This window comes from Micromonospora parva (assembly GCF_040649675.1).
Taxonomy (GTDB): domain Bacteria; phylum Actinomycetota; class Actinomycetes; order Mycobacteriales; family Micromonosporaceae; genus Micromonospora; species Micromonospora parva.
This window is the reverse complement of sequence record NZ_JBEZFX010000004.1, coordinates 382072-400263: the sequence shown is the minus strand read 5'-3', so window position 1 is coordinate 400263 and position 18192 is coordinate 382072. Positions and strand designations below refer to the sequence as shown.

Annotated in this window: 15 protein-coding genes and 1 pseudogene; 5 read left to right on the top strand and 11 right to left on the bottom strand. The window is 72.1% G+C overall.

Annotated features, from left to right (window positions below):
- Window positions 1-11: 11 nt before the first annotated feature.
- From AB0C03_RS13100 to AB0C03_RS13080, 5 genes and pseudogenes are all read right to left on the bottom strand, one after another.
- A complete protein-coding gene (locus AB0C03_RS13100) occupies window positions 12-956 on the bottom strand; it encodes a beta-ketoacyl-ACP synthase III (protein ID WP_357636646.1) in 945 nt (314 codons plus the stop codon).
- Window positions 957-961: 5 nt separating this feature from the next.
- Window positions 962-1879, bottom strand: a pseudogene (locus AB0C03_RS13095) (ACP S-malonyltransferase); the annotation flags it as partial.
- 78 nt (window positions 1880-1957) lie between these two features.
- A complete protein-coding gene (locus tag AB0C03_RS13090) occupies window positions 1958-3277 on the bottom strand; it encodes a PucR family transcriptional regulator (RefSeq protein ID WP_374224270.1) in 1320 nt (439 codons plus the stop codon).
- 3 nt (window positions 3278-3280) lie between these two features.
- Entirely contained in the window at window positions 3281-3982 is a 702-nt protein-coding gene (locus AB0C03_RS13085) for a response regulator (protein ID WP_210863430.1), read from the bottom strand.
- Window positions 3979-5163 (bottom strand): sensor histidine kinase, encoded by a 1185-nt coding sequence (locus tag AB0C03_RS13080; protein WP_030330266.1) that lies wholly within the window; start codon window positions 5161-5163, stop codon window positions 3979-3981. The genes AB0C03_RS13085 and AB0C03_RS13080 overlap by 4 nt, the downstream gene beginning before the upstream one ends.
- A gap of 308 nt (window positions 5164-5471) precedes the next feature.
- On the opposite strand from AB0C03_RS13080, the gene AB0C03_RS13075 reads away from it, so the two are divergent.
- Window positions 5472-5801 carry a hypothetical protein gene (locus AB0C03_RS13075; RefSeq protein ID WP_030330264.1) on the top strand — a complete coding sequence of 110 codons (330 nt, stop codon included), beginning with the start codon at window positions 5472-5474 and terminating at the stop codon, window positions 5799-5801.
- Window positions 5802-5925: 124 nt separating this feature from the next.
- On the opposite strand, the gene AB0C03_RS13070 is transcribed toward AB0C03_RS13075, so the two are convergent.
- Window positions 5926-6576, bottom strand: a complete 651-nt coding sequence (locus AB0C03_RS13070; RefSeq protein WP_210865432.1) for a hypothetical protein — start codon at window positions 6574-6576, stop codon at window positions 5926-5928.
- A 253-nt stretch (window positions 6577-6829) separates the two neighbouring features.
- On the opposite strand from AB0C03_RS13070, the gene AB0C03_RS13065 reads away from it, so the two are divergent.
- Complete coding sequence (locus AB0C03_RS13065; protein WP_245233571.1) at window positions 6830-7435, top strand: copper resistance CopC family protein; 606 nt, start codon at window positions 6830-6832, stop codon at window positions 7433-7435.
- A gap of 172 nt (window positions 7436-7607) precedes the next feature.
- On the opposite strand, the gene gltX is transcribed toward AB0C03_RS13065, so the two are convergent.
- Genes gltX through AB0C03_RS13050 form a run of 3 tightly spaced genes read right to left on the bottom strand, consistent with a single transcriptional unit; the run spans window position 7608 to window position 11692 of the window.
- On the bottom strand, window positions 7608-9017 hold the full coding sequence (gene gltX, locus AB0C03_RS13060) for a glutamate--tRNA ligase (protein ID WP_030330259.1): 1410 nt from the start codon (window positions 9015-9017) through the stop codon (window positions 7608-7610).
- 51 nt (window positions 9018-9068) lie between these two features.
- Entirely contained in the window at window positions 9069-10346 is a 1278-nt protein-coding gene (locus tag AB0C03_RS13055) for an MFS transporter (RefSeq protein ID WP_030330257.1), read from the bottom strand.
- Window positions 10343-11692 (bottom strand): GH1 family beta-glucosidase, encoded by a 1350-nt coding sequence (locus AB0C03_RS13050; RefSeq protein ID WP_036411063.1) that lies wholly within the window; start codon window positions 11690-11692, stop codon window positions 10343-10345. Before AB0C03_RS13050 ends, AB0C03_RS13055 begins: the two co-directional genes overlap by 4 nt.
- A 188-nt stretch (window positions 11693-11880) precedes the next feature.
- On the opposite strand from AB0C03_RS13050, the gene AB0C03_RS13045 reads away from it, so the two are divergent.
- Window positions 11881-12327, top strand: a complete 447-nt coding sequence (locus AB0C03_RS13045) for an SRPBCC family protein (protein ID WP_030330254.1) — start codon at window positions 11881-11883, stop codon at window positions 12325-12327.
- 389 nt (window positions 12328-12716) lie between these two features.
- On the opposite strand, the gene aceE is transcribed toward AB0C03_RS13045, so the two are convergent.
- Window positions 12717-15455, bottom strand: coding sequence for a pyruvate dehydrogenase (acetyl-transferring), homodimeric type (gene aceE / locus AB0C03_RS13040; protein ID WP_030330252.1), 2739 nt, complete (start codon window positions 15453-15455; stop codon window positions 12717-12719).
- A 171-nt stretch (window positions 15456-15626) separates the two neighbouring features.
- On the opposite strand from aceE, the gene AB0C03_RS13035 reads away from it, so the two are divergent.
- Window positions 15627-15977, top strand: coding sequence for a hypothetical protein (locus tag AB0C03_RS13035; protein ID WP_210858982.1), 351 nt, complete (start codon window positions 15627-15629; stop codon window positions 15975-15977).
- A gap of 26 nt (window positions 15978-16003) precedes the next feature.
- Window positions 16004-16408, top strand: a complete 405-nt coding sequence (locus AB0C03_RS13030; RefSeq protein ID WP_030330248.1) for a YjbQ family protein — start codon at window positions 16004-16006, stop codon at window positions 16406-16408.
- A gap of 97 nt (window positions 16409-16505) precedes the next feature.
- Here AB0C03_RS13030 and AB0C03_RS13025 read toward each other — a convergent pair whose 3' ends face one another.
- Window positions 16506-18152, bottom strand: a complete 1647-nt coding sequence (locus tag AB0C03_RS13025; protein WP_030330246.1) for an alkaline phosphatase D family protein — start codon at window positions 18150-18152, stop codon at window positions 16506-16508.
- Between the last annotated feature and the right edge of the window lie 40 nt (window positions 18153-18192).

The following is an 18192-nucleotide window of genomic DNA, read 5'->3' as shown; positions in this document are numbered from 1 at the left end:
CGAGGGGGTCATCAGGGGCAGCGGACGACCTGACCGGCGTAGGTCAGACCGCCGCCGAAGCCGAACAGCAGCACCGGCGCGCCCGAGGGCACCTCCCGGCGCTCGACCAGCTTGGACAGGGCCAGCGGAACGCTCGCCGCGGAGGTGTTGCCGGACTCGACGATGTCCTTCGCGATGATCGCGTCGGGGATGTTGAGCCGCTTGGCGATGCCGTCGATGATCCGCGCGTTGGCCTGGTGCGGCACGAACGCGGCCAGCTCCGACGGCTCGACCCCGGCCCGCTCGCAGGCCTGGAGCGCGAGCGGCGCGATCGCGGTGGTGGCCCAGCGGAACACCGCCTGCCCCTCCTGCTGGATGTACGGGCGCCAGCCCTCGATGCGGACCGCGTCGCTCTTGTCCGGCACCGAACCCCAGACGACCGGGCCGATTCCGGTCGGCTCGTCGTCGACGGTGGCGGAGACCACCGCGGCACCGGCCCCGTCGGCGAAGATGATGCAGGTGGAGCGGTCGGTCCAGTCGGTGAAGTCGGACAGCTTCTCCGCGCCGATGACGATCGCGTTGCGCGACGCCCCGGCCCGGATGGCGTGGTCGACGGTGCCCAGCGCGTAGGCGAAGCCCGAGCAGGCGGTGTTGAGGTCGAACGCGCCCGGCGCGGTGATGCCCAGCTTGGCGGCGACGCGGCAGGCCACGTTGGGGCTGCGGTCGATGGAGGAGCAGGTGGCGACCACTACCAGGTCGATGTCGGCGGCGGTCAGGCCCGAGTTGGCGAGCGCCTTGCCGGCGGCCGCGGCGGCCATGTCGGCGACCGTCTCGCTGTCGGCGATCCGCCGGCTGACGATGCCGACCCGGTCACGGATCCACTCGTCGTTGGTGTCGACGAGCTGGGCGATGTCGTCGTTGGTCACCACCCGGGACGGCTGGTAGTGCCCCATCGAGACGATGCGACTGCCAGTCATGAACGACCTCCGATACGGGCGATCAGGTCCCGTGCGGCCGGCAGGTCGTCCGGGGTGTTGAGGGTGACGATCTCCGGGGCGCCGTCGCCCTTGAGTTCCCGCTTGACCAGACCGGCGAGGGTGCCGGCCGGGGGCAGTTCGATCACGCCGGTGACGCCGAGGTCGGCCAGCGTCCGCATGCACAGGTCCCAGCGCACCGGCGCGGTGACCTGACGGACGAGGCGCTGCACCATGGCCGCGCCGTTGTCGACGGCGGTGCCGTCGAGGTTCGACAGCAGGGTCCGGGCCGGGTCGGCGGCGGCGATCCCGGCGGCCGCCGCGGCGAGCGCGGTCTCGGCCGGAGCCATGTACGGGGTGTGGAACGCGCCGGCCACCTGGAGCCGGATGACCCGGGTCCGGGCCGGCGAGGCGGCGGCGAGCTTGTCGAGCCCGTCCAGGGCGCCCGCGGCGACGATCTGCCCGGCGCCGTTGCGGTTGGCCGGGTAGAGCCCGTTCGCCTCGATCGCGGCGATCACCTCGTCGGGGTCACCGCCGAGCACGGCGGCCATCCCGGTCGGCTCCAGCGCGCAGGCGGCGGCCATCTCCCGGCCGCGGACGCCGGCCAGGGTGATCGCGGCGTCGGCGGAGAGCACTCCGGCCAGCGCGGCGGCACCCAACTCGCCGACGCTGTGGCCGGCGGTGAGCGCGACGCCGTCCAACGGCAGGTGCTCGGCCGCGAGCAACGCCGCGGCGACCAGCAACGGCTGGGTGCGGGCGGTGTCCTTGATCTCGTCGGCGTCGGCGGCGGTGCCCAGGTGCAGCAGGTCGACCCCGGCCAACGCCGACCACTCGCGCAGTCGCGCCTCAGTGCCGGTCAGGTCGAGCCAGGGGGTCAGGAAGCCGGGTTTCTGAGAACCCTGGCCGGGACTAAGTACAGCGAGCACGCCTATGACTCTCCCGGATAAAGGCGGGTAACGCTGTGCCGCCTTCGACCAAACCGTACTAGGACCTTTGGAGGTTTCCTACAAAGATCGGCGAGGATCACCCTCGTTTTGCGGGGATTTCCGGGCGGCCGGGGTCATTGTCTGAGTCGGGACCGCAGAGGCGAGCGGGGCAACCGGGTCCAACCGACCCACGGTCAGCGCGACCTGGAGGGCGAACGCGTCGCGCGGAGACAACGGCGAGAACCCGGTCACCTCGGCGATCCGGCGCAACCGGTAACGCACCGTGTTCGGGTGCACGAACAGTGCCCGGGCCGCGCTCTCCAACGTGCCACCGGCGGCCAGGAACGCGTCCAGGGTCGCCAGCAGTTCCCCGCCGGCACGCACCAGCGTCGCGTACACATCGTGGCGCAGCCGCCGACGGGCCTCCGCGTCACCGGCGAGGGCCCGCTCCGGCAGCAGGTCCGCCGCCGGCACCGGGCGGGGCGCGCTGGGCCATGCCGGCGCGGCCCGAAAGCCGGACAGCGCGGCCCGCGCCGACTCGGTCGCCTCGTCCAGGCTCGGTACGGCGGGACCGACGACCACCGGGCCATCCCCGAACGCGCTCAGCAGCTTCGCCGTGGCGGTCAGCGGATCCGGTGCGCCGCCCAGCACGATGACCAGCCGGTCGCCGTGCACACCGCCGATCACCTCCACGCCGATCCGGCGGGCCTGCCGGTAGACCACGTGCAGCACCGCGGAGACCTCGCCACCGGGCGACCGGCCGACCGCCACCGCCACCGGCGGCGCGTCCGTCCAGCCGAGCGCGGCGGCCCGACTGGCCAGCACGTCCGGCGAGTCACCGCGCAACAGGGCGTCGACAAGCAGCGCCTGCAGCCGGGCGTCCCACGCGCCGCGCGACTCGGCGGCCCGCGCGTACACCCGGGCGGCGGAGAACGCGATCTCCCGGGAGAAGCGCAGCACCGCCTCGCGCAACTGCTGCTCCTCGCCCTCGGCGGCCAGGTGCGACACCTGCTCCTCGACCACGTCGATCGTCACCTTGATCAACGCCACGGTCTGCTGGAGGGTGATCGACCGGGCCAGCGCCTGCGGGGCGGCGGCGAAGACCTCGTCCGAGACCTCCTGGGTGCTGTCCGCCGTGCCGCCGCCCTCGCGCAGCCACTGCACCAACGACCTCGCGCCCGCCTGGGCGACCAGCATCACCCAGGAGCGCTGGTCGGCCGGCAGCGACCGGAACCAGGGCAGCGTCTCGTCCATCCGGGCCACGCTGGAGGTGGCCAACGCCCCCGCCGATCGTTCGATACGGCGCAGCGTGGCCGACAGCTCCCCACCGCCCGGCGTGCTCACCGCCCTAGCCTGACACGTCGTGAGCAGGCCAACCACGTCGGCACCGGTCGGCACGGCTCACGGCTGCGGGGGAGCGGGCAGACCCAACTCCTGGGCCAGGATGGCGGCCTGCACCCGGCTGCGCAGGTCCAGCTTCGCCAGGATCCGGCTCACATGGGTCTTGGTGGTGCTCTCCGCCAGCACCAGCCGGTCGGCGATCTGCTGGTTGGACAGGCCCAACCCGAGGCAGGCCAGCACGTCACGCTCGCGCGGGGTGAGGGTGGTCAGCGCGGCCCGGGTGTCCGCCGACGCGCCCGGCGTGGTGGCCGCGAACGCGGTGATCAGGCGGCGGGTCACAGTGGGCGCGATGAACCCGTCGCCCCGGGCCACCGTCCGCACCGCGCTGACCAGACCGTCGGCGTCGGTGTCCTTGAGCAGGAACCCGGCCGCGCCGGCCCGCAACGCCCCGAAGACGTACTCGTCGAGGTCGAAGGTGGTGAGCACCAGCACGTCGGCGAGCCCGTCGGCGACGATCGCCCGGGTCGCGGAGATCCCGTCGGAGTGGGGCATCCGCACATCGAGCACCGCCACGTCGGGGCGCAGCTCCCGGCACAGGCGCACCGCGGCGTCACCGTCGGCAGCCTCGCCGACCACCCGGACACCCGGTGAGCCGTTCAAGATCAGGGCCAGTCCCGCGCGTACCGCCGGCTGGTCGTCGGCGAGCACCACCCGTACCGTCGCCGCGCCCGCGTCGTCCGCGGGCCGCGCCGCCCCGGTCACCCGGTCTCCCCGGTGGGCAGGGCGGCCCGCACCTGCCAGCGACCGTCGCACGGCCCGGCAGTGAACCGACCGGCCAGCAGCGTGGCCCGCTCCCGCATGCCGATCAGCCCGGCCCCGGCGCCCGGCAGCCCGGCCGCGCCCCGGCGGACCGGGTTCTCCACCGTCAGCACCACCTCGGCCGGGCGGTACGCGATCGTCAGCTCCGCCTCACCCGTACCGTGCTTCAGCGCGTTCGTCAGCGACTCCTGCACGATCCGGTACGCGGCGAGGTCCACCCCCACCGGCAGCGCGCCCGGCGTGCCATCGGTCCGGACCCGCACCGTGAGACCGGCCGCCCGAGCCCGCTCGACCAGCCCGTCCGCCTCGGCCAACCGCGCGGTGACCACCTCCGGCGCGGCCTGGCCACCGCTGCTCCCGGGTTCGCGCAACACCTCGATCATCTGACGCATCTCCGCCAGCCCCTGCACGCTGCTCTCCCGGATGACCCGCAACGCCGACTCCACCTGACCGCGATCCAAGCCGGGCACCGACAGCACGGCGGTGGCGTGGATGGCCACCGCGCTGAGGTGGTTGGCGACCACGTCGTGCAACTCCCGGGCCATCCGGGCCCGTTCGGCGCTGACCGCCTGCCGACGGTCCAACTCGACCAGCCGGGCGGTCTGCTCGGCCCGCGCCCGCTCGGCGGCGGCCTGGTCGCGGTACTGCCGCACACTGATGCCGGTCAGCACCGGCAACAGCCCGGCGAGCACCACCAGCACCCCGAGCGCCGCCCCACGCCAGTGGCCGTACCTGAGCACCCCGACGACCGTCCCGAGCAGGCTCAGCGCCACGGTGATCCGCAGCAGCCACCGCCACAGCCGGGGCGGGCCGTACACGCAGGCGTCGTAGAGCACCTGTGTGTAGACCAGGACCGTGCCCAGCGAACTACCCAGCGCCGTGTCGACCACCAGCGCGCCGGTGCCCAGCGCCAGGCTGGCGCGCGGTGCGACCCGCCGAAGAGCGACGGCGACGCACACCGCCACCAGCGGCGGCAGGAACAACGCCGAGGGCACCTCCGCGTTCGGGCGGACCTGCGGTTGCCAACCCAGGGCGTGCAACACCAGACCACCGGCCAGCGACGCGCCGGCCAGCACGAGATCACGGCCGAGGGTGCCGGAGTCGAGCCACGGTGGCGGACGCATGACCCGATCCCACCACAGCCGTCGCCGGTCGAACTCCGACCGGGGGAGGACCTCGACGGCACCGCCATGCGCCGAAAGGGGTACGCGCACCGCGCCCCGCCCGGTCCGCCCTCCGGCGGGCCCTTCGGTGAACGGCACGAAAAGATGCTGTGAACTGCGTAACCGGGTTCCGTGCTCGGCGGCGTCGCCGGGGACCGGCCCGTCCGGACGCCGGGTACGCTGCGCGCGGCCCGTCGGTCCCGGCCAGTACGGTGACAGGGCACCTCGGGGAGAGCACCCGAGGGTGGGGCGAGCGTGAGGAGACCGGGATGGCGCACGGGGAGGCCGAGCACGGCTGCGCCCAGGGCGAGCCCTGCCGGCCGGGGCACCACGACCCGCAGGCGGCGGGTAAGCACCGCCGAGCGGTCGGCGGCGCACCATCGCACCCGGCGGAGCCGCTCACCGGGCGGGCTGACGACGAGCCCGTGCTGCCGCGCCAGCGCTCCGCAGAGCCCAACACCCTCGGCGAGCCCGACTTCGACGTCCCCGCTGGTTGCCTGAGTGAACTTCCCGGCTGGGCCGGGGCGCACCGGCACGGCCCGGTCCGACCGCGTCCACGGGCCACCCGCCGGGAGCGCCCACCGCGCCGCTGGTGCTGACCAGCGCCGGTTGAGGCGCTGGCCAGCACGTGCGCCGGTGCCAGCGCCGGCTCAGCGTGTGCGGCGCCGGCTCAGCGTCAGTGTCGGCTCAGCGTGTGCGGCGCCGGCCGTGTGCGGCGCCGGTTCAGCGGGTGCGGCGGCGGATCAGCAGGGCGATCCCGGCGAGGCCGACCGTGATGGTCAACATCACGCCGACGTTGAGCAGCAGCAGGCGTTGCAGGTCGCCCAGCGCCTCGTCGAGGTCCTTCGCCGGGTCGAGCGTGTCTTCCGGGAGCACCCGCTCGCCGCCGCCCGCGCCGCCGCTGACCGTGTCGAACTGCCGCTCCAGCGGCACACCGGCGGTGCGCAGGGTCTCGGACATGCTGAGCCGACCCAGGAACCAGCCGGCGCTGGTCTTGCGGCCGTCCGGCTGCTTGGCCGGCCGGTAGACGCGGGGGCCACCGACCGCCTTCGGATAGAGGTCGTAGGTCTGCTTCGGCGTATCGCCGGCGAGCACCACGACCGTGTATTTCGGACCGAGGTTGGCCGCCTTCGGACCGGTTGGCATGCCGGTGCGAGCGAGGAAGTTGACCTGATCGATGATCGCGCCCACGAGAGCGGGCTCGGCGTCCGCGCGCATTCGCAGCGGCTCGGACAGCCCTGTGCCGGTGATGTCCACTCCGGCGGGTGCCGGCTTCGGCGCGGCCGAGGCCGAGCCGGCGGTGCCCAGCGACAGCAGTGCCGCCGCCAGCGTGCCCGCCAACACGGCGGCCAACCGCCTCATGTGTCGGACCATCCCGCCTCCTCGCCCCGCTCGATGGATGGCTTCGTCGTGACGTCCGGACCGACCTGCCGGTGCGGGCATCGACCAGATGGCCGCGTCCACTCCTACAGACTCCGCAGAACGTCGATGAGTTGCAGCTTTCGGAACAGTAATTGGAACTATCTGCGATCTCTGCTCGACTAATGAGGAGCCGTTTGATCAGCGGGCGGATCGTACCCTTACGGAGGGGTTCATGGGGGGCAGGGTTACACGTACGGTGCGGGTCATGCCAGTGGTCCTCGGCGTGGCGTTCGGTGTGTCGTTTCTGGTGCCGCCCACACCGGCCGCCGCCCACAACGAGCTGACCGGCAGCAACCCGCGCGACGGTGCCCGCGTGGCGACGGCACCCGCCCGGGTCGAGCTGCGGTTCCTCGCCACGCCGTCACCGACAACGACGAAGATCACCATAACCGGACCGGACAATGTGGTCGCTGGCGGCCCACCGGTCTTCGCCGGCAGCCGGGTGCGGGTGCCGTTCAAGCCCGCGGCGGCGGGTCTCTACATCGTGGGCTACCAGCTCGCGTCCGCCGACGGGCACCCGGTGAAGGGCGAAGTGCGGTTCACCCTCACGACCGGTACGGCCGCCGACCCGTCCGCCTCGCCGTCGACCGCCGCCGGGACCACAGCTACCGGGTCGCCCTCGGCTGGCGCGTCGCCCTCCGCCGTGCCGGCGTCGACCACCCCCGCCAGCTCGACGGCGTCGACGGTGCCGGCCGCGTCGGAGCAGTCCGACTCCGGCGGCCGCTGGTGGCTCTGGGGGCTCGGCGGCGTGCTGCTGCTCGCCGCGCTCGGAGCCGGCCTCGTGTTCCGCCGCCAGCGAGGGGTTCGGTGACTCTCTGACACTCACCAACCCGGGTGGGTCAGGTGTGCGCGCCATCCTTTGCTCTGCACCCGCGGAAGCGACGGTTACGGTCTGCGACCGGTGCCTATTGGGGTGCAGAGCAAAGGCGGGGCGATGCGGAGTTGGGCCGGCGACGCGCCCGTGACGCGTCGATGCGCAACAGTCAGACCAGGCGGAGGCGGGCGGCGCGGATGCGGGTCAGGGTGCGCTCGCGACCGAGCACCTCCAGCGACTCGAACAGCGGCAGACCCACGGTGCGACCGGTGACAGCAACCCGTACGGGTGCCTGCGTCTTGCCGAGCTTGAGGCCCCGCTCGGCGCCGACCGCCTCCAGCGTCGACTTCAACGACTCGGCATCCCAGGACTCCAGCGCCTCGAACGCCGCGACGGCATCGTCCAGCAGCTCGGCGGAGCCGTCCTTCATCGTCTTGGTCCAGGCCGCCTCGTCGATCAGCGGCGTGGCCAGGAAGAGGAAGTCGACGTTCGGCACGATCTCGCTGAGCACCGCGATCCGGGTCTGGGCCAGCGGCGCCACGGCGGCGAACGCGTCGGCGTCGAACTCCTCGGGCTGCCAGGGTGGCGGCGCGATGGTGTCGGTGCCGGTCAGCCACGGCTGGCAGGCGTCGATGAACTCGGCCACCGGCAGCGCGCGAATGTACTCACCGTTGAACGCGCGCAGCTTCTTCTCGTCGAAGAACGCCGAGGAGAGGTTGACCTCGTCCAGCCGGAACTCGTCCTCGATCACCGACCAGGGCACGATCTCCCGGTCGCCGGACGGGGCCCAGCCGAGCAGCATGAGGTAGTTGCGCATCGCGCCGGCCAGGTAACCCTCGTCGCGGTACGCCTCCAGGGCGACCTTGTCCCGGCGCTTGGAGAGCTTCTGCCGCTTCTCGTTGACCACCACCGGCACGTGCGCCCAGACCGGCGGCTTGACCCCGAGGGCCTCCCAGAGCAGCTGCTGCTTGGGGGTGTTGGGCAGGTGCTCCTCGGCCCGGATCACGTGGGTGATCCCCATGGTCATGTCGTCGACGACGTTGGCCAGCAGGAAGACCGGCGAGCCGTCGCCCCGGGCGATGACGAAGTCCTCGATGAGCTTGTTCTCGAAGGTGGGCTCACCGCGGATCAGGTCGACCACCACTGTCGTGCCCTCGTCCGGCGTACGGAAGCGCAGCGCGCGACCCTCACCGGGGCCGAGGCCGAGGTCGCGGTGGTAGCCGTCGTAGCCCTGGTACTGCGAGCCGGTGCGGGCCTGCACGTCCTCACGGGTGCAGTCGCAGTAGTAGGCACGGCCCGACTCGTACAGGCGCGCGGCGGCGGCCCGGTGCTCACCGGCGTTCGCCGACTGGAAGTAGGGGCCCTCGTAGCTGCCCCGGGTGATGCCGATCCAGTCCAGGGCGGAGAGGATGCCCTCGGTCCACTCGGGCTTGTTGCGCGCCGCGTCGGTGTCCTCGATCCGCAGCACGAACACGCCGCCCTGCTGCTTGGCGTAGATCCAGTTCTGCAGCGCCGAGCGGGCGCCGCCGACGTGGAACATACCGGTCGGGGAGGGGGCGAAGCGCACACGTACTGTCACGTCCCCCAGCCTACGGCGGGCGGCGAGCGCTTTTGGGCACGGCCCCCTGACTCAGGGCACCGAACGGATCTTGACGACCAGGGCGCTGCCGAGGAGGGTGACCACGGCGGTGACCGCGTAGAGCGTGGGATAGCCGCCCAGATACACCACGAGCGGGGCGGAGAGCGCCGGGCCGAGCACCTGCGGCGCCGAGTTGGCGATGTTGATCACGCCCAGGTCCTTGGCCCGGTCGGTGGCCCGGGGCAGCACCTGGGTGATCAACGCGGCGTCCACCGAGAGGTAGACGCCGTAGCCGGCGCCGAGCAGCAGTGCCGCGACGATGGCCACCGGCCAGAGCGGGGCGACCGCGAGCAGCAGCGCCGCCACCGCCATGATCAACCCGGAGACGATCACGTAGACCTTGCGGCGGCCGGACCGGTCGGACAGTCGGCCGGCGACCACAGCGGTCAGCATCATGCCGAGCGTGTAGAGCAGGATCAGCACCAGCAGGCCGCCCTCGGGGTCGGGGTGACGCACCCCGTCGCTGAGGAAGTACAGCAGGTAGAGGGTGCCCAGCGCGTTGCCCAACTGGACCAGGAACCGGGTGATCCAGGCCCAGGCGAAGTCCGGGTGTTGGCGCGGGCTGATCCACATCGAGGCCAGCAGCGCCCGCGTCCGGAGCACCGGTCGGTGCGTCCGCGGCAGAGGCTCGTCGGGGGTGAGCAGCGCGAACGGCAGCGACAGCAGCAGGATGGCCACGGCGATGGCCAGGTAGCCGGCGGTGTTGCCGGTGACCACTGCGGTGACGAGCACCGCGCCGAGCACCAACCCGAGCGCCTGCGGGATGCCCACCCAGCCCGAGACGCCACCGCGCTGGCGCACCGGCACCCGGTCCGGGACGGCGGCGCTGAGGCTGGCCAGCATGGCGTTGAAGCAGACCTGCGCGGCCACCCAACCGAGGGCGACACCGAGGATGGTCCGCTGCTGGGCCAGCAGCACCAGGGCCGCCGCGCCGAGCACCGCCCCGCCCACCGTCCAGACGTGCCGACGACCGAACTCGCGGCCGGCGATCCGCAGGCAGGTCCGGTCGGAGAACGCGCCCGCGAGGGGGTTGGCCAGCACCGCGGCCAGTGCGCCGAGGCCGGTGACCACGGCCAGCATGTTCTCCTTGTCGCCGGGCGCGATCTGCTCGATCTGCTGCGGCAGCAGCACCTGGATCGGCGTGAAGAACGCCATCCACACGCCGAGGTTGGCCGCGAAGATCAGACCGATCCAGCCGCGCCGGACCGGCACCGTCGGCTCGGCGAGCGCCGCCGGCAGCGATGCCGGCGTCGGGTCGAGGGTGGTCACCGCGCCGACCCCGGCCGGCTGGCCGCGATCACGTCCCGCAACCAGGTGTACGACGACTTCGGCGTACGGGTCTGGGTGGCGTAGTCGACGTGCACCAGACCGAAGCGCTTGGTGAACCCCTCGGCCCACTCCCAGTTGTCCAGCAGCGACCAGACGAAGTACCCGCGGACGTCCACCCCGTCGTCGAGGGCGGCCCGGACCGCGCGCAGGTGCCCGTCGAGGTACGCGATCCGCTGCGGGTCGGCCACCCGCCCGTCCTCGTCCGGCACGTCGTCGTATGCGCAGCCGCTCTCGGTGATCTCGATGGGTGGCAGCGCGTCGCCGTACGTGTCGTGCAGCCAGCCGAGCAGCTCGCGCAGCCCGTCGGGGGCCACCGGCCAGTCGAAGGCGGTACGCGGGTAGCCGTCCAGCGCAACCAGGTCGAACGGCAGGGGTGAACCCTCCTCGGCGGCCCGTACCCCGGTGGGGTTGTAGTAGTTGACCCCGAGCACGTCGATCGGCGCGGCGATCGTGTCGAGGTCGCCGGGGTGGACGATGCCCGGGTCGAGGCCGGGTAGTTCGGGGTAGCCGCGGCCGAGCAGCGGGTCGGTGAAGAGCCGGTTGTGCAGCGCCTCGTACGCCGCCCCGGCGGCCCGGTCGGCGTCACTGTCGCCGAGTATCCGCACCGGCGAGTAGTTGTTGGCGATCGCCACCGGGCTGGTGGTGTGGGCCCGTAGCGCGGCGACGGCGAGCCCGTGCCCGAGCAGTTGGTGGTGGGCGGCCGGGAAGGCGTCGAACAGCAGCATCCGGCCGGGGGCGTGCTGGCCCATGCCGTAGCCGAGGCTCATGTGGATGAACGGTTCGTTCAGCGTGATCCACAGCCGGACGCGGTCGCCGAGCCGGGCGGCCGTCTTCTCGGCGTACTCGGCGAACCGGGCGGCGGTGTCGCGGTGCAGCCAGCCGCCGGTGTCTTCGAGGGGTTGCGGCAGGTCCCAGTGGTAGAGGGTGGCCACCGGGTCGACGTCGGCGGCCAGCAGCTCGTCCACCAGACGGTCGTAGAAGTCCAGGCCGGCCGGGTTGGCCGGGCCGGCGCCGGTGGGTTGGATCCGGGGCCAGGCGATGGAGAACCGGTACGCGTCGACGCCCAGGCCGGCAAGTAGCGCCACGTCCTCGGTGTGCCGGTGGTAGTGGTCGCAGGCGACCGCGCCGCTGCTGCCGTCGCTGATCCGCCCGGGTGACTGCGCGAAGGTGTCCCAGATGGACGGACCTCGGCCGTCGACAGTGGCGGCGCCCTCGATCTGGTGGGCCGATGTGGAGACGCCCCAGCGGAAGCCGGTGGGGAACTGGGGCATGGGTGCTGTCGACATACGCCCTCCCGGTCAACGTGAAACGTGCTCGGGACTTTAGGGCGCTGTCGATGAATGCGCCATAGGCCGGCCTGGCGCATTCCGCAATGGTTGATCGGCGTGTCTTTTTCCGAACCCGTCCTGGTAAGTCCGATTTAACGCATAGAGTGCCGATATCGTGGGATGTCCTCACCGGAGGAAAGACGGAAATGATCCTCGTGGAACGCAGTGCGCACGTGGCGGCGCCAATTGAAGTGGTCTGGGATGTCGTGCAGCGGGCCGAGCAGTTGCCGGCCTGGCTGGCCGGGGTCCGTGCGGCCGAAGTGCTCTCGGGTGAGGGCTTCGGGCGACGACAGCTGGTCCAGGCGGGGCGCGGCTCGGCGCATGAGGCCGAGGTGATCGCCTACCAGGAGCCGACGCTGATCGGCTGGCGGGAGCGGGCCAAGGGTGCCGGTGCTCGTGCGGAGGCGCGCACCGAAATCTACGTCCAGCTCACCGCCGACGAGGAGGAGGGCGGCACCATCGTGCGCCTCATCGTGGTCCGCTGGCCGGCCGGCCCGGTCAAGGCGGCCCTGCTGCGCCTCGGACTGCGTCGGGTCGGCGCCGACCTGGAGGACTCGCTGGCCCGGCTCACCGACCTGGCCGCCGTCGGCTGACGAGCGCCCATCCTCCCGGCGTCACCCGCGACGGCGGTGGTCCGGATCCCCGCCAGGGCTCCCGGACCACCGCCGGATCGCGTCCTGAGGGTGTGCGCTCGCGCCACTTCGCGCGCGTTGCTGGACCCGGCCCGGCCCGGCCCGGCTCGGCCCGGAGGCCCCGAGCTCGTGGAGATCGTGCTCGATCCTGGATGTAGTGGCCTCACCGCTGGCCGAAGCCACTACATCCACGATCGAGCGTGATCTTGCGGCGGGGCGGCACTTGGCCGCGGCGGTGCCCGGTCCGGGGGCGGCGTCCAGATGGGCGGGGACGGCGCGGGGGCGTACCGAAAGACGAGGGCCCGGCACGCGACCGCGTGCCGGGCCCCTTCGTCCGGGTGAACCAGGACCTAGCTGTCGCCGCCGGTCTCGCCGACCGGGGCGGCGTTGACGTCGTCGATCGCGTACTTCTTGGCGGCCTCGGCCGGCACCGTGGCCGGCACCGCGCCGCTGCGGGCGAGCTGCCGCAGCGTGGCCACCACGATCGACTCCGCGTCGACGTGGAAGTGCCGGCGCAGCGCGTGCCGGGTGTCCGACATGCCGAAACCGTCGGTGCCGAGCGACGTGTAGTCGCCGGGTACCCAGCGGGCGATCAGGTCCGGTACCGCGCGCATGAAGTCGCTGACCGCGACCTTCGGCCCGTCCGCGTCGGCCAGCTTCTGCTGGATGTACGGAACCTTCGCCTCGGCGCCCGGGTTGAGCAGGTTGTACTCCTCGGTCTCCACCGCGTCGCGGCGCAGCTCGGTCCAGGAGGTCACCGACCAGACGCTGGCACCCACCCCCCAGTCCTGGGCGAGCAGCTGCTGGGCCTTGAGCGCCCACTGCATCCCCGTGCCCGAGGCGAGCAGGTTGGCCTTCGGGCCGTCGACCTGCGGGGCCGGCGAGTAGCGGTAGATGCCCTTGAGCAGGCCCTCCACGTCCACGTCGGCCGGCTCGGCCGGCTGCACCGTCGGCTCGTTGTAGACCGTCAGGTAGTAGAAGACGTTCTCCTGCGCGTCCCCGTACATCCGGTGCAGACCCTGCTCCATGATGTGCGCGATCTCGTACGCGAACGCCGGGTCGTACGCGACCACGGCCGGGTTGGTGGCGGCGATCAGCAGCGAGTGCCCGTCCTCGTGCTGAAGACCCTCACCGTTGAGCGTGGTCCGACCGGCGGTGGCGCCGAGCAGGAAGCCGCGGGCCATCTGGTCGGCCGCCGCCCACAGCCCGTCGGCGGTGCGCTGGAACCCGAACATCGAGTAGAAGATGTACATCGGGATCATCGGCTCGTCGTGCGTGGCGTACGACGAGCCGGCGGCGGTGAACGAGGCCACCGAACCGGCCTCGTTGATCCCCTCGTGCAGGATCTGCCCGGTCGTCGACTCCTTGTACGACAGGAACAGCTCGCGGTCGACCGAGGTGTAGCGCTGGCCGTGCGGCGAGTAGATCTTCGCGGTCGGGAAGATCGAGTCGAGACCGAAGGTGCGGGCCTCGTCCGGGATGATCGGCACCCAGCGCTTGCCGAACTCCTTGTCCTTCATCACGTCCTTGAGCAGCCGGACGAAGGCCTGCGTGGTGGCCACCTTCTGCTTGCCCGAGCCGCGCTTGACGTCGGCGAACCGCTCCGGGCCGGGGATGGCCAGCCGCTTGGTGCTGGTCCGCCGGGACGGCAGGAACCCGCCGAGCTGCTCGCGCCGCTCCTTGAGGTATGCCATCTCCTCGGACTTCTCGCCCGGGTGGAAGTACGGCGGCAGGTAGGGGTTGTCCTCCAGCGCCGAGTCCGGGATGTCGAGGTAGAGCCGGTCGCGGAAGGTCTTCAAGTCCTCCAGCGTCAGCTTCTTCATCTGGTGGGTCGCGTTGCGGCCCTCGAAGTGCGAGCCGAGCGTCCAGCCCTTGATCGTCTTCGCCAGGATGACGGTGGGCTGACCGGTGTGCTCGGTGGCCGCCTTGTAGGCCGCGTAGAGCTTGCGGTAGTCGTGCCCACCCCGCTTGAGGTTCCAGATCTCGTCGTCGCTGAGCGGCTCGACCATCTTGCGGGTCCGGGCGTCCCGGCCGAAGAAGTGCTCCCGCACGTACGCGCCCGACTCCGCCTTGTAGGTCTGGTAGTCGCCGTCGGTCGTGGTGTTCATCAGGTTGACCAGCGCGCCGTCGGTGTCCGCGGCGAGCAGCGGGTCCCACTCGCGGCCCCAGACGACCTTGATCACGTTCCAGCCGGCACCCCGGAAGAACGCCTCCAGCTCCTGCATGACCTTGCCGTTGCCCCGGACCGGGCCGTCCAGCCGCTGCAGGTTGCAGTTGATCACGAAGGTGAGGTTGTCCAGCTCCTCGCGGGCGGCCACGCCGATGGCGCCGAGCGTCTCCGGCTCGTCCATCTCGCCGTCGCCGAGGAACGCCCAGACGTGCTGCTGGGAGGTGTCCTTGATGCCGCGGTGCTGCAGGTACCGGTTGAACCGGGCCTGGTAGATCGCGTTCAGACCGCCGAGACCCATCGAGACGGTGGGGAACTCCCAGAAGTCCGGCATCAGCCGAGGGTGCGGGTACGAGGGCAGCCCACCGCCGGGGTGCGACAGCTCCTGGCGGAACCCGTCGAGCTGGTGCTCGCTGAGCCGCCCCTCCAGGAACGCCCGCGCGTACATGCCGGGGGAGGCGTGGCCCTGGTAGAAGATCTGGTCGCCACCGCCCGGGTGGTTCTTGCCCCGGAAGAAGTGGTTGAAGCCCACCTCGTAGAGCGACGCCGAGCTGGCGAAGGTGGAGATGTGCCCGCCGACGCCGATCTCCGGGCGCTGCGCCCGGTGCACCAGCATGGCGGCGTTCCACCGGACGTACGCCCGGATCCGCCGCTCGACGTGCTCGTCACCCGGGAACCAGGGTTCGCGCTCCGGTGTGATGGTGTTGATGTAGTCGGTGGTGGTCAGGGGCGGAACCCCGACCTGGCGCTCACGGGCCCGCTCCAGCAGGCGCAGCATGACGTAGCGGGCGCGCTTGGCACCGCGTTCGTCGATGACACCGTCAAGCGACTCGACCCATTCGCTGGTCTCTTCAGGGTCGATGTCCGGAAGCTGGCTCGGTAGGCCGTCGCTGATCACCGGGCGCTTGCGTTCCGTAGCCACAGGCGTTCCCTCGGTTGTGTGTGGGATAGGTCTCTAGCGCCATCCTGCCCCCTGGTGGCACCCCTCGTCACGTCTAGGTGCCCTGGACGCGACGCTCAACACAGGTACTCGCCGGTAACTTAGCGCTACGACCCGCTTTCGACGCTTGTTCTGGCTTCCTACCGTGGTGGCATGAACGGACGGCGCGTGATTGTCGGCGGTGTGCTGTTGGCAGTCGGGGTGCTCCCGGCGGTCCCGGCGACCTGGGTGCTGGTGTCGGGTGAGCCCGCCGCACTCCCGATCGTCATCTTCGGTCTGGCCGCAGCGCTCTTCGGCGCGATCCAGGTGCGTGCCGGCCTGCGGGAACCAGCGGCCCGGAGGGTGCGGCCCGTGCCCGGCCAGCGCGCCAGGCACGCGGACACCAGCACGCCGGCGAGCTACTACGGAAGCGACTCCGGCGGCTGGGACTGGGGCGGCGGCGGTGGCGATTCCGGTGGCGGTGGCGGTGGTGGGGACTCCGGCGGCGGTGGCGGCGGTTCCTGAGCCTGCCCTGGGGCAGAATGCGGTGTATGCGCAGCGACGTGATCACCGTCCAGACCGGGTCCCGGCCGGCCGTCCGGGACATCACCGCGGAGGCCCAGCAGTTCGTCTCCGGTGAGGGCGACGGCCTGCTGCACGTCTTCGTGCCGCACGCCACCGCCGGCCTGGCGATCATCGAGACCGGGTCGGGCTCCGACGACGACCTGCTCAGCGCGCTGGCCGACCTGCTTCCCACCGAGGACCGCTGGCGGCACCGACACGGCTCGCCCGGGCACGGCCGCGACCACGTGCTGCCGGCGTTCGTCCCGCCGTACGCCACGGTGCCGGTGCTCGGCGGCCGGCTGGCGCTGGGCACCTGGCAGTCGATCTGCCTGGTCGACACCAACGGCGACAACCCGACCCGTCAGGTGCGCTTCTCCTTCCTGCCCGGCTGACCGCCCGGCCGCCCCGCGTCACGATCCACGCGGCGTCCCCGCACCGCCCCGGCGGGAGAGGGCGGCGCCGTGCGCGGATCGTGACGCGTCGGGCGGGTTACGGGCGGACGGTCTCCTGGTCGACGGTCTGCTGACCGAGGTCGACGGACGGCGCGCCGCCCCGCAGCGCCGACGGCAGCGGGTTGTCCGCCGTCTGGTGCAGGCCCGGCACCCGGTCCTCGATCACGAACGACGCCCTGGTGTACGCGGGCGCGTCCGGCCGGCTGACGTACGGCAGCACGTCGAAGTCGGCGGTGAGCTGCCCCGGGGTGATCGTGGTGCGCACGTACCCCCGCAGGTTGTTCTGGAAGCGCAGGTGCGGGTTGAACGCGAACCACGGGTGCGAGCCGGACGCCGAGTCCGCGCCGTCACCGGTCGAGGTGATCGAGGAGCAGACCAGTTCGGTGCCGACGGTGCGTGAGGTCGGGTCGGCGTAGTCCAGCTTGAGATCGCTGGCCCAGTGGGCGTGCACGTCGCCGGTCAGCACCACCGGATTGCGTACCCCGGCGGCCAGCCAGCCCCGGGTGATGCGGTCCCGGGAGGCCACGTAGCCGTCCCAGGCGTCCATGCTGGTGACGGTGAGCGGGCCGGAGTTGTTGTCCCGCTGCGCGAAGAAGACCTGCTGGCCCAGGATGTCCCACTGGGCGTCCGAGCGGCGGAAGCCGTCCAGCAGCCACGCCTCCTGCTCGGCCCCGGTGATCGACCGGGCCGGGTCGGATGCCGCGGCGCAGTCCCGGTAGCCGTCGCCGCAGGCCTGGTCGTCGCGGTACTGCCGGGTGTCGAGCAGGTGGAACGTGGCCAGCCGCCCCCAGCGCACCCGCCGGTAGAGCTGCATGTCGATGCCGCGGGGGATCGAGGTGCGCCGCAGCGGCATGTTCTCGTAGTACGCCTGGAACGCCGCCGCCCGCCGCGCGGGGAACTCCGGGTCCGGCGCCTCGGGCACCTCGTCGGCCCAGTTGTTCTCCACCTCGTGGTCGTCGAAGACCACCGCCCACGGCGCCACCGCGTGCGCGGCCTGCAGGTCGGGGTCGGTCTTGTACTGGGCGTGCCGCTGCCGGTAGTTGGCCAGCGTCCGGGTCTCCGGTCCCTCGTGGTCACGGGGGTTGCCACCGGGCACGTTGTACGTGTCCGGGGCGTACTCGTACTGGTAGTCGCCCAGGTGCAGGATCAGCTCCGGCTCGGTCTCGGCCAGCCGCCGGTAGGCGGTGAAGTAGCCGTGCTCGTACTGGGAGCAGGAGGCGAAGCCCATCGCGAGGGTGGCGGGCATGGTCCACGGTGCCGGGGCGGTGCGGGTGCGTCCGGTCGGCGAGATGTGCCGCTCGGCCCGGAACCGGTAGAAGTACTCGCGCCCGGCCAGCAGGCCGGCCAACTCCACGTGCACGCTGTGCGCCGAGCGGGCGCGGGCGACAGCGACGCCGCGGCGCACCACGTGCCGGAACCGCTCGTCGGCGGCCAACTCCCAGTGCACCGGCACGTCGCGGTCCGGCATGCCGCCGAGGCCGTCCTCGGCCAGTGGCTGCGGGGCCAGGCGGGTCCACAACACGAACCCCTCGTGGTCGGGGTCGCCGGAGGCCACCCCGAGGGTGAACGGGTAGGCCAGCGGCCGGCCCGCCGCCGCGCCGGCCGCCGTCGGCAGCCCGGTGACCGCGCCCGCGGCGCCGATCGCGGCGCCGGACAGCAGGATGGTACGTCGGGACAGTGACACGAATCCTCCCCAGAGTCCGATCTTCGTGACTCCGGGAGCC

What these genes read in the sequence shown, in the direction of transcription:
- AB0C03_RS13080 (WP_030330266.1), bottom strand. Translation starts at nt 5,163, where the DNA reads ATGCGTCCGCCACCGTGGCTCGACTCCGGCACCCTCGGCCGTGATCTC.
- AB0C03_RS13030 (WP_030330248.1), top strand. Translation starts at nt 16,004, where the DNA reads ATGCGCAGCGACGTGATCACCGTCCAGACCGGGTCCCGGCCGGCCGTC.
- AB0C03_RS13100 (WP_357636646.1), bottom strand. Translation starts at nt 956, where the DNA reads ATGACTGGCAGTCGCATCGTCTCGATGGGGCACTACCAGCCGTCCCGG.
- AB0C03_RS13075 (WP_030330264.1), top strand. Translation starts at nt 5,472, where the DNA reads ATGGCGCACGGGGAGGCCGAGCACGGCTGCGCCCAGGGCGAGCCCTGC.
- AB0C03_RS13065 (WP_245233571.1), top strand. Translation starts at nt 6,830, where the DNA reads ATGCCAGTGGTCCTCGGCGTGGCGTTCGGTGTGTCGTTTCTGGTGCCG.
- AB0C03_RS13035 (WP_210858982.1), top strand. Translation starts at nt 15,627, where the DNA reads ATGAACGGACGGCGCGTGATTGTCGGCGGTGTGCTGTTGGCAGTCGGG.
- AB0C03_RS13050 (WP_036411063.1), bottom strand. Translation starts at nt 11,692, where the DNA reads ATGTCGACAGCACCCATGCCCCAGTTCCCCACCGGCTTCCGCTGGGGC.
- AB0C03_RS13045 (WP_030330254.1), top strand. Translation starts at nt 11,881, where the DNA reads ATGATCCTCGTGGAACGCAGTGCGCACGTGGCGGCGCCAATTGAAGTG.
- AB0C03_RS13070 (WP_210865432.1), bottom strand. Translation starts at nt 6,576, where the DNA reads ATGGTCCGACACATGAGGCGGTTGGCCGCCGTGTTGGCGGGCACGCTG.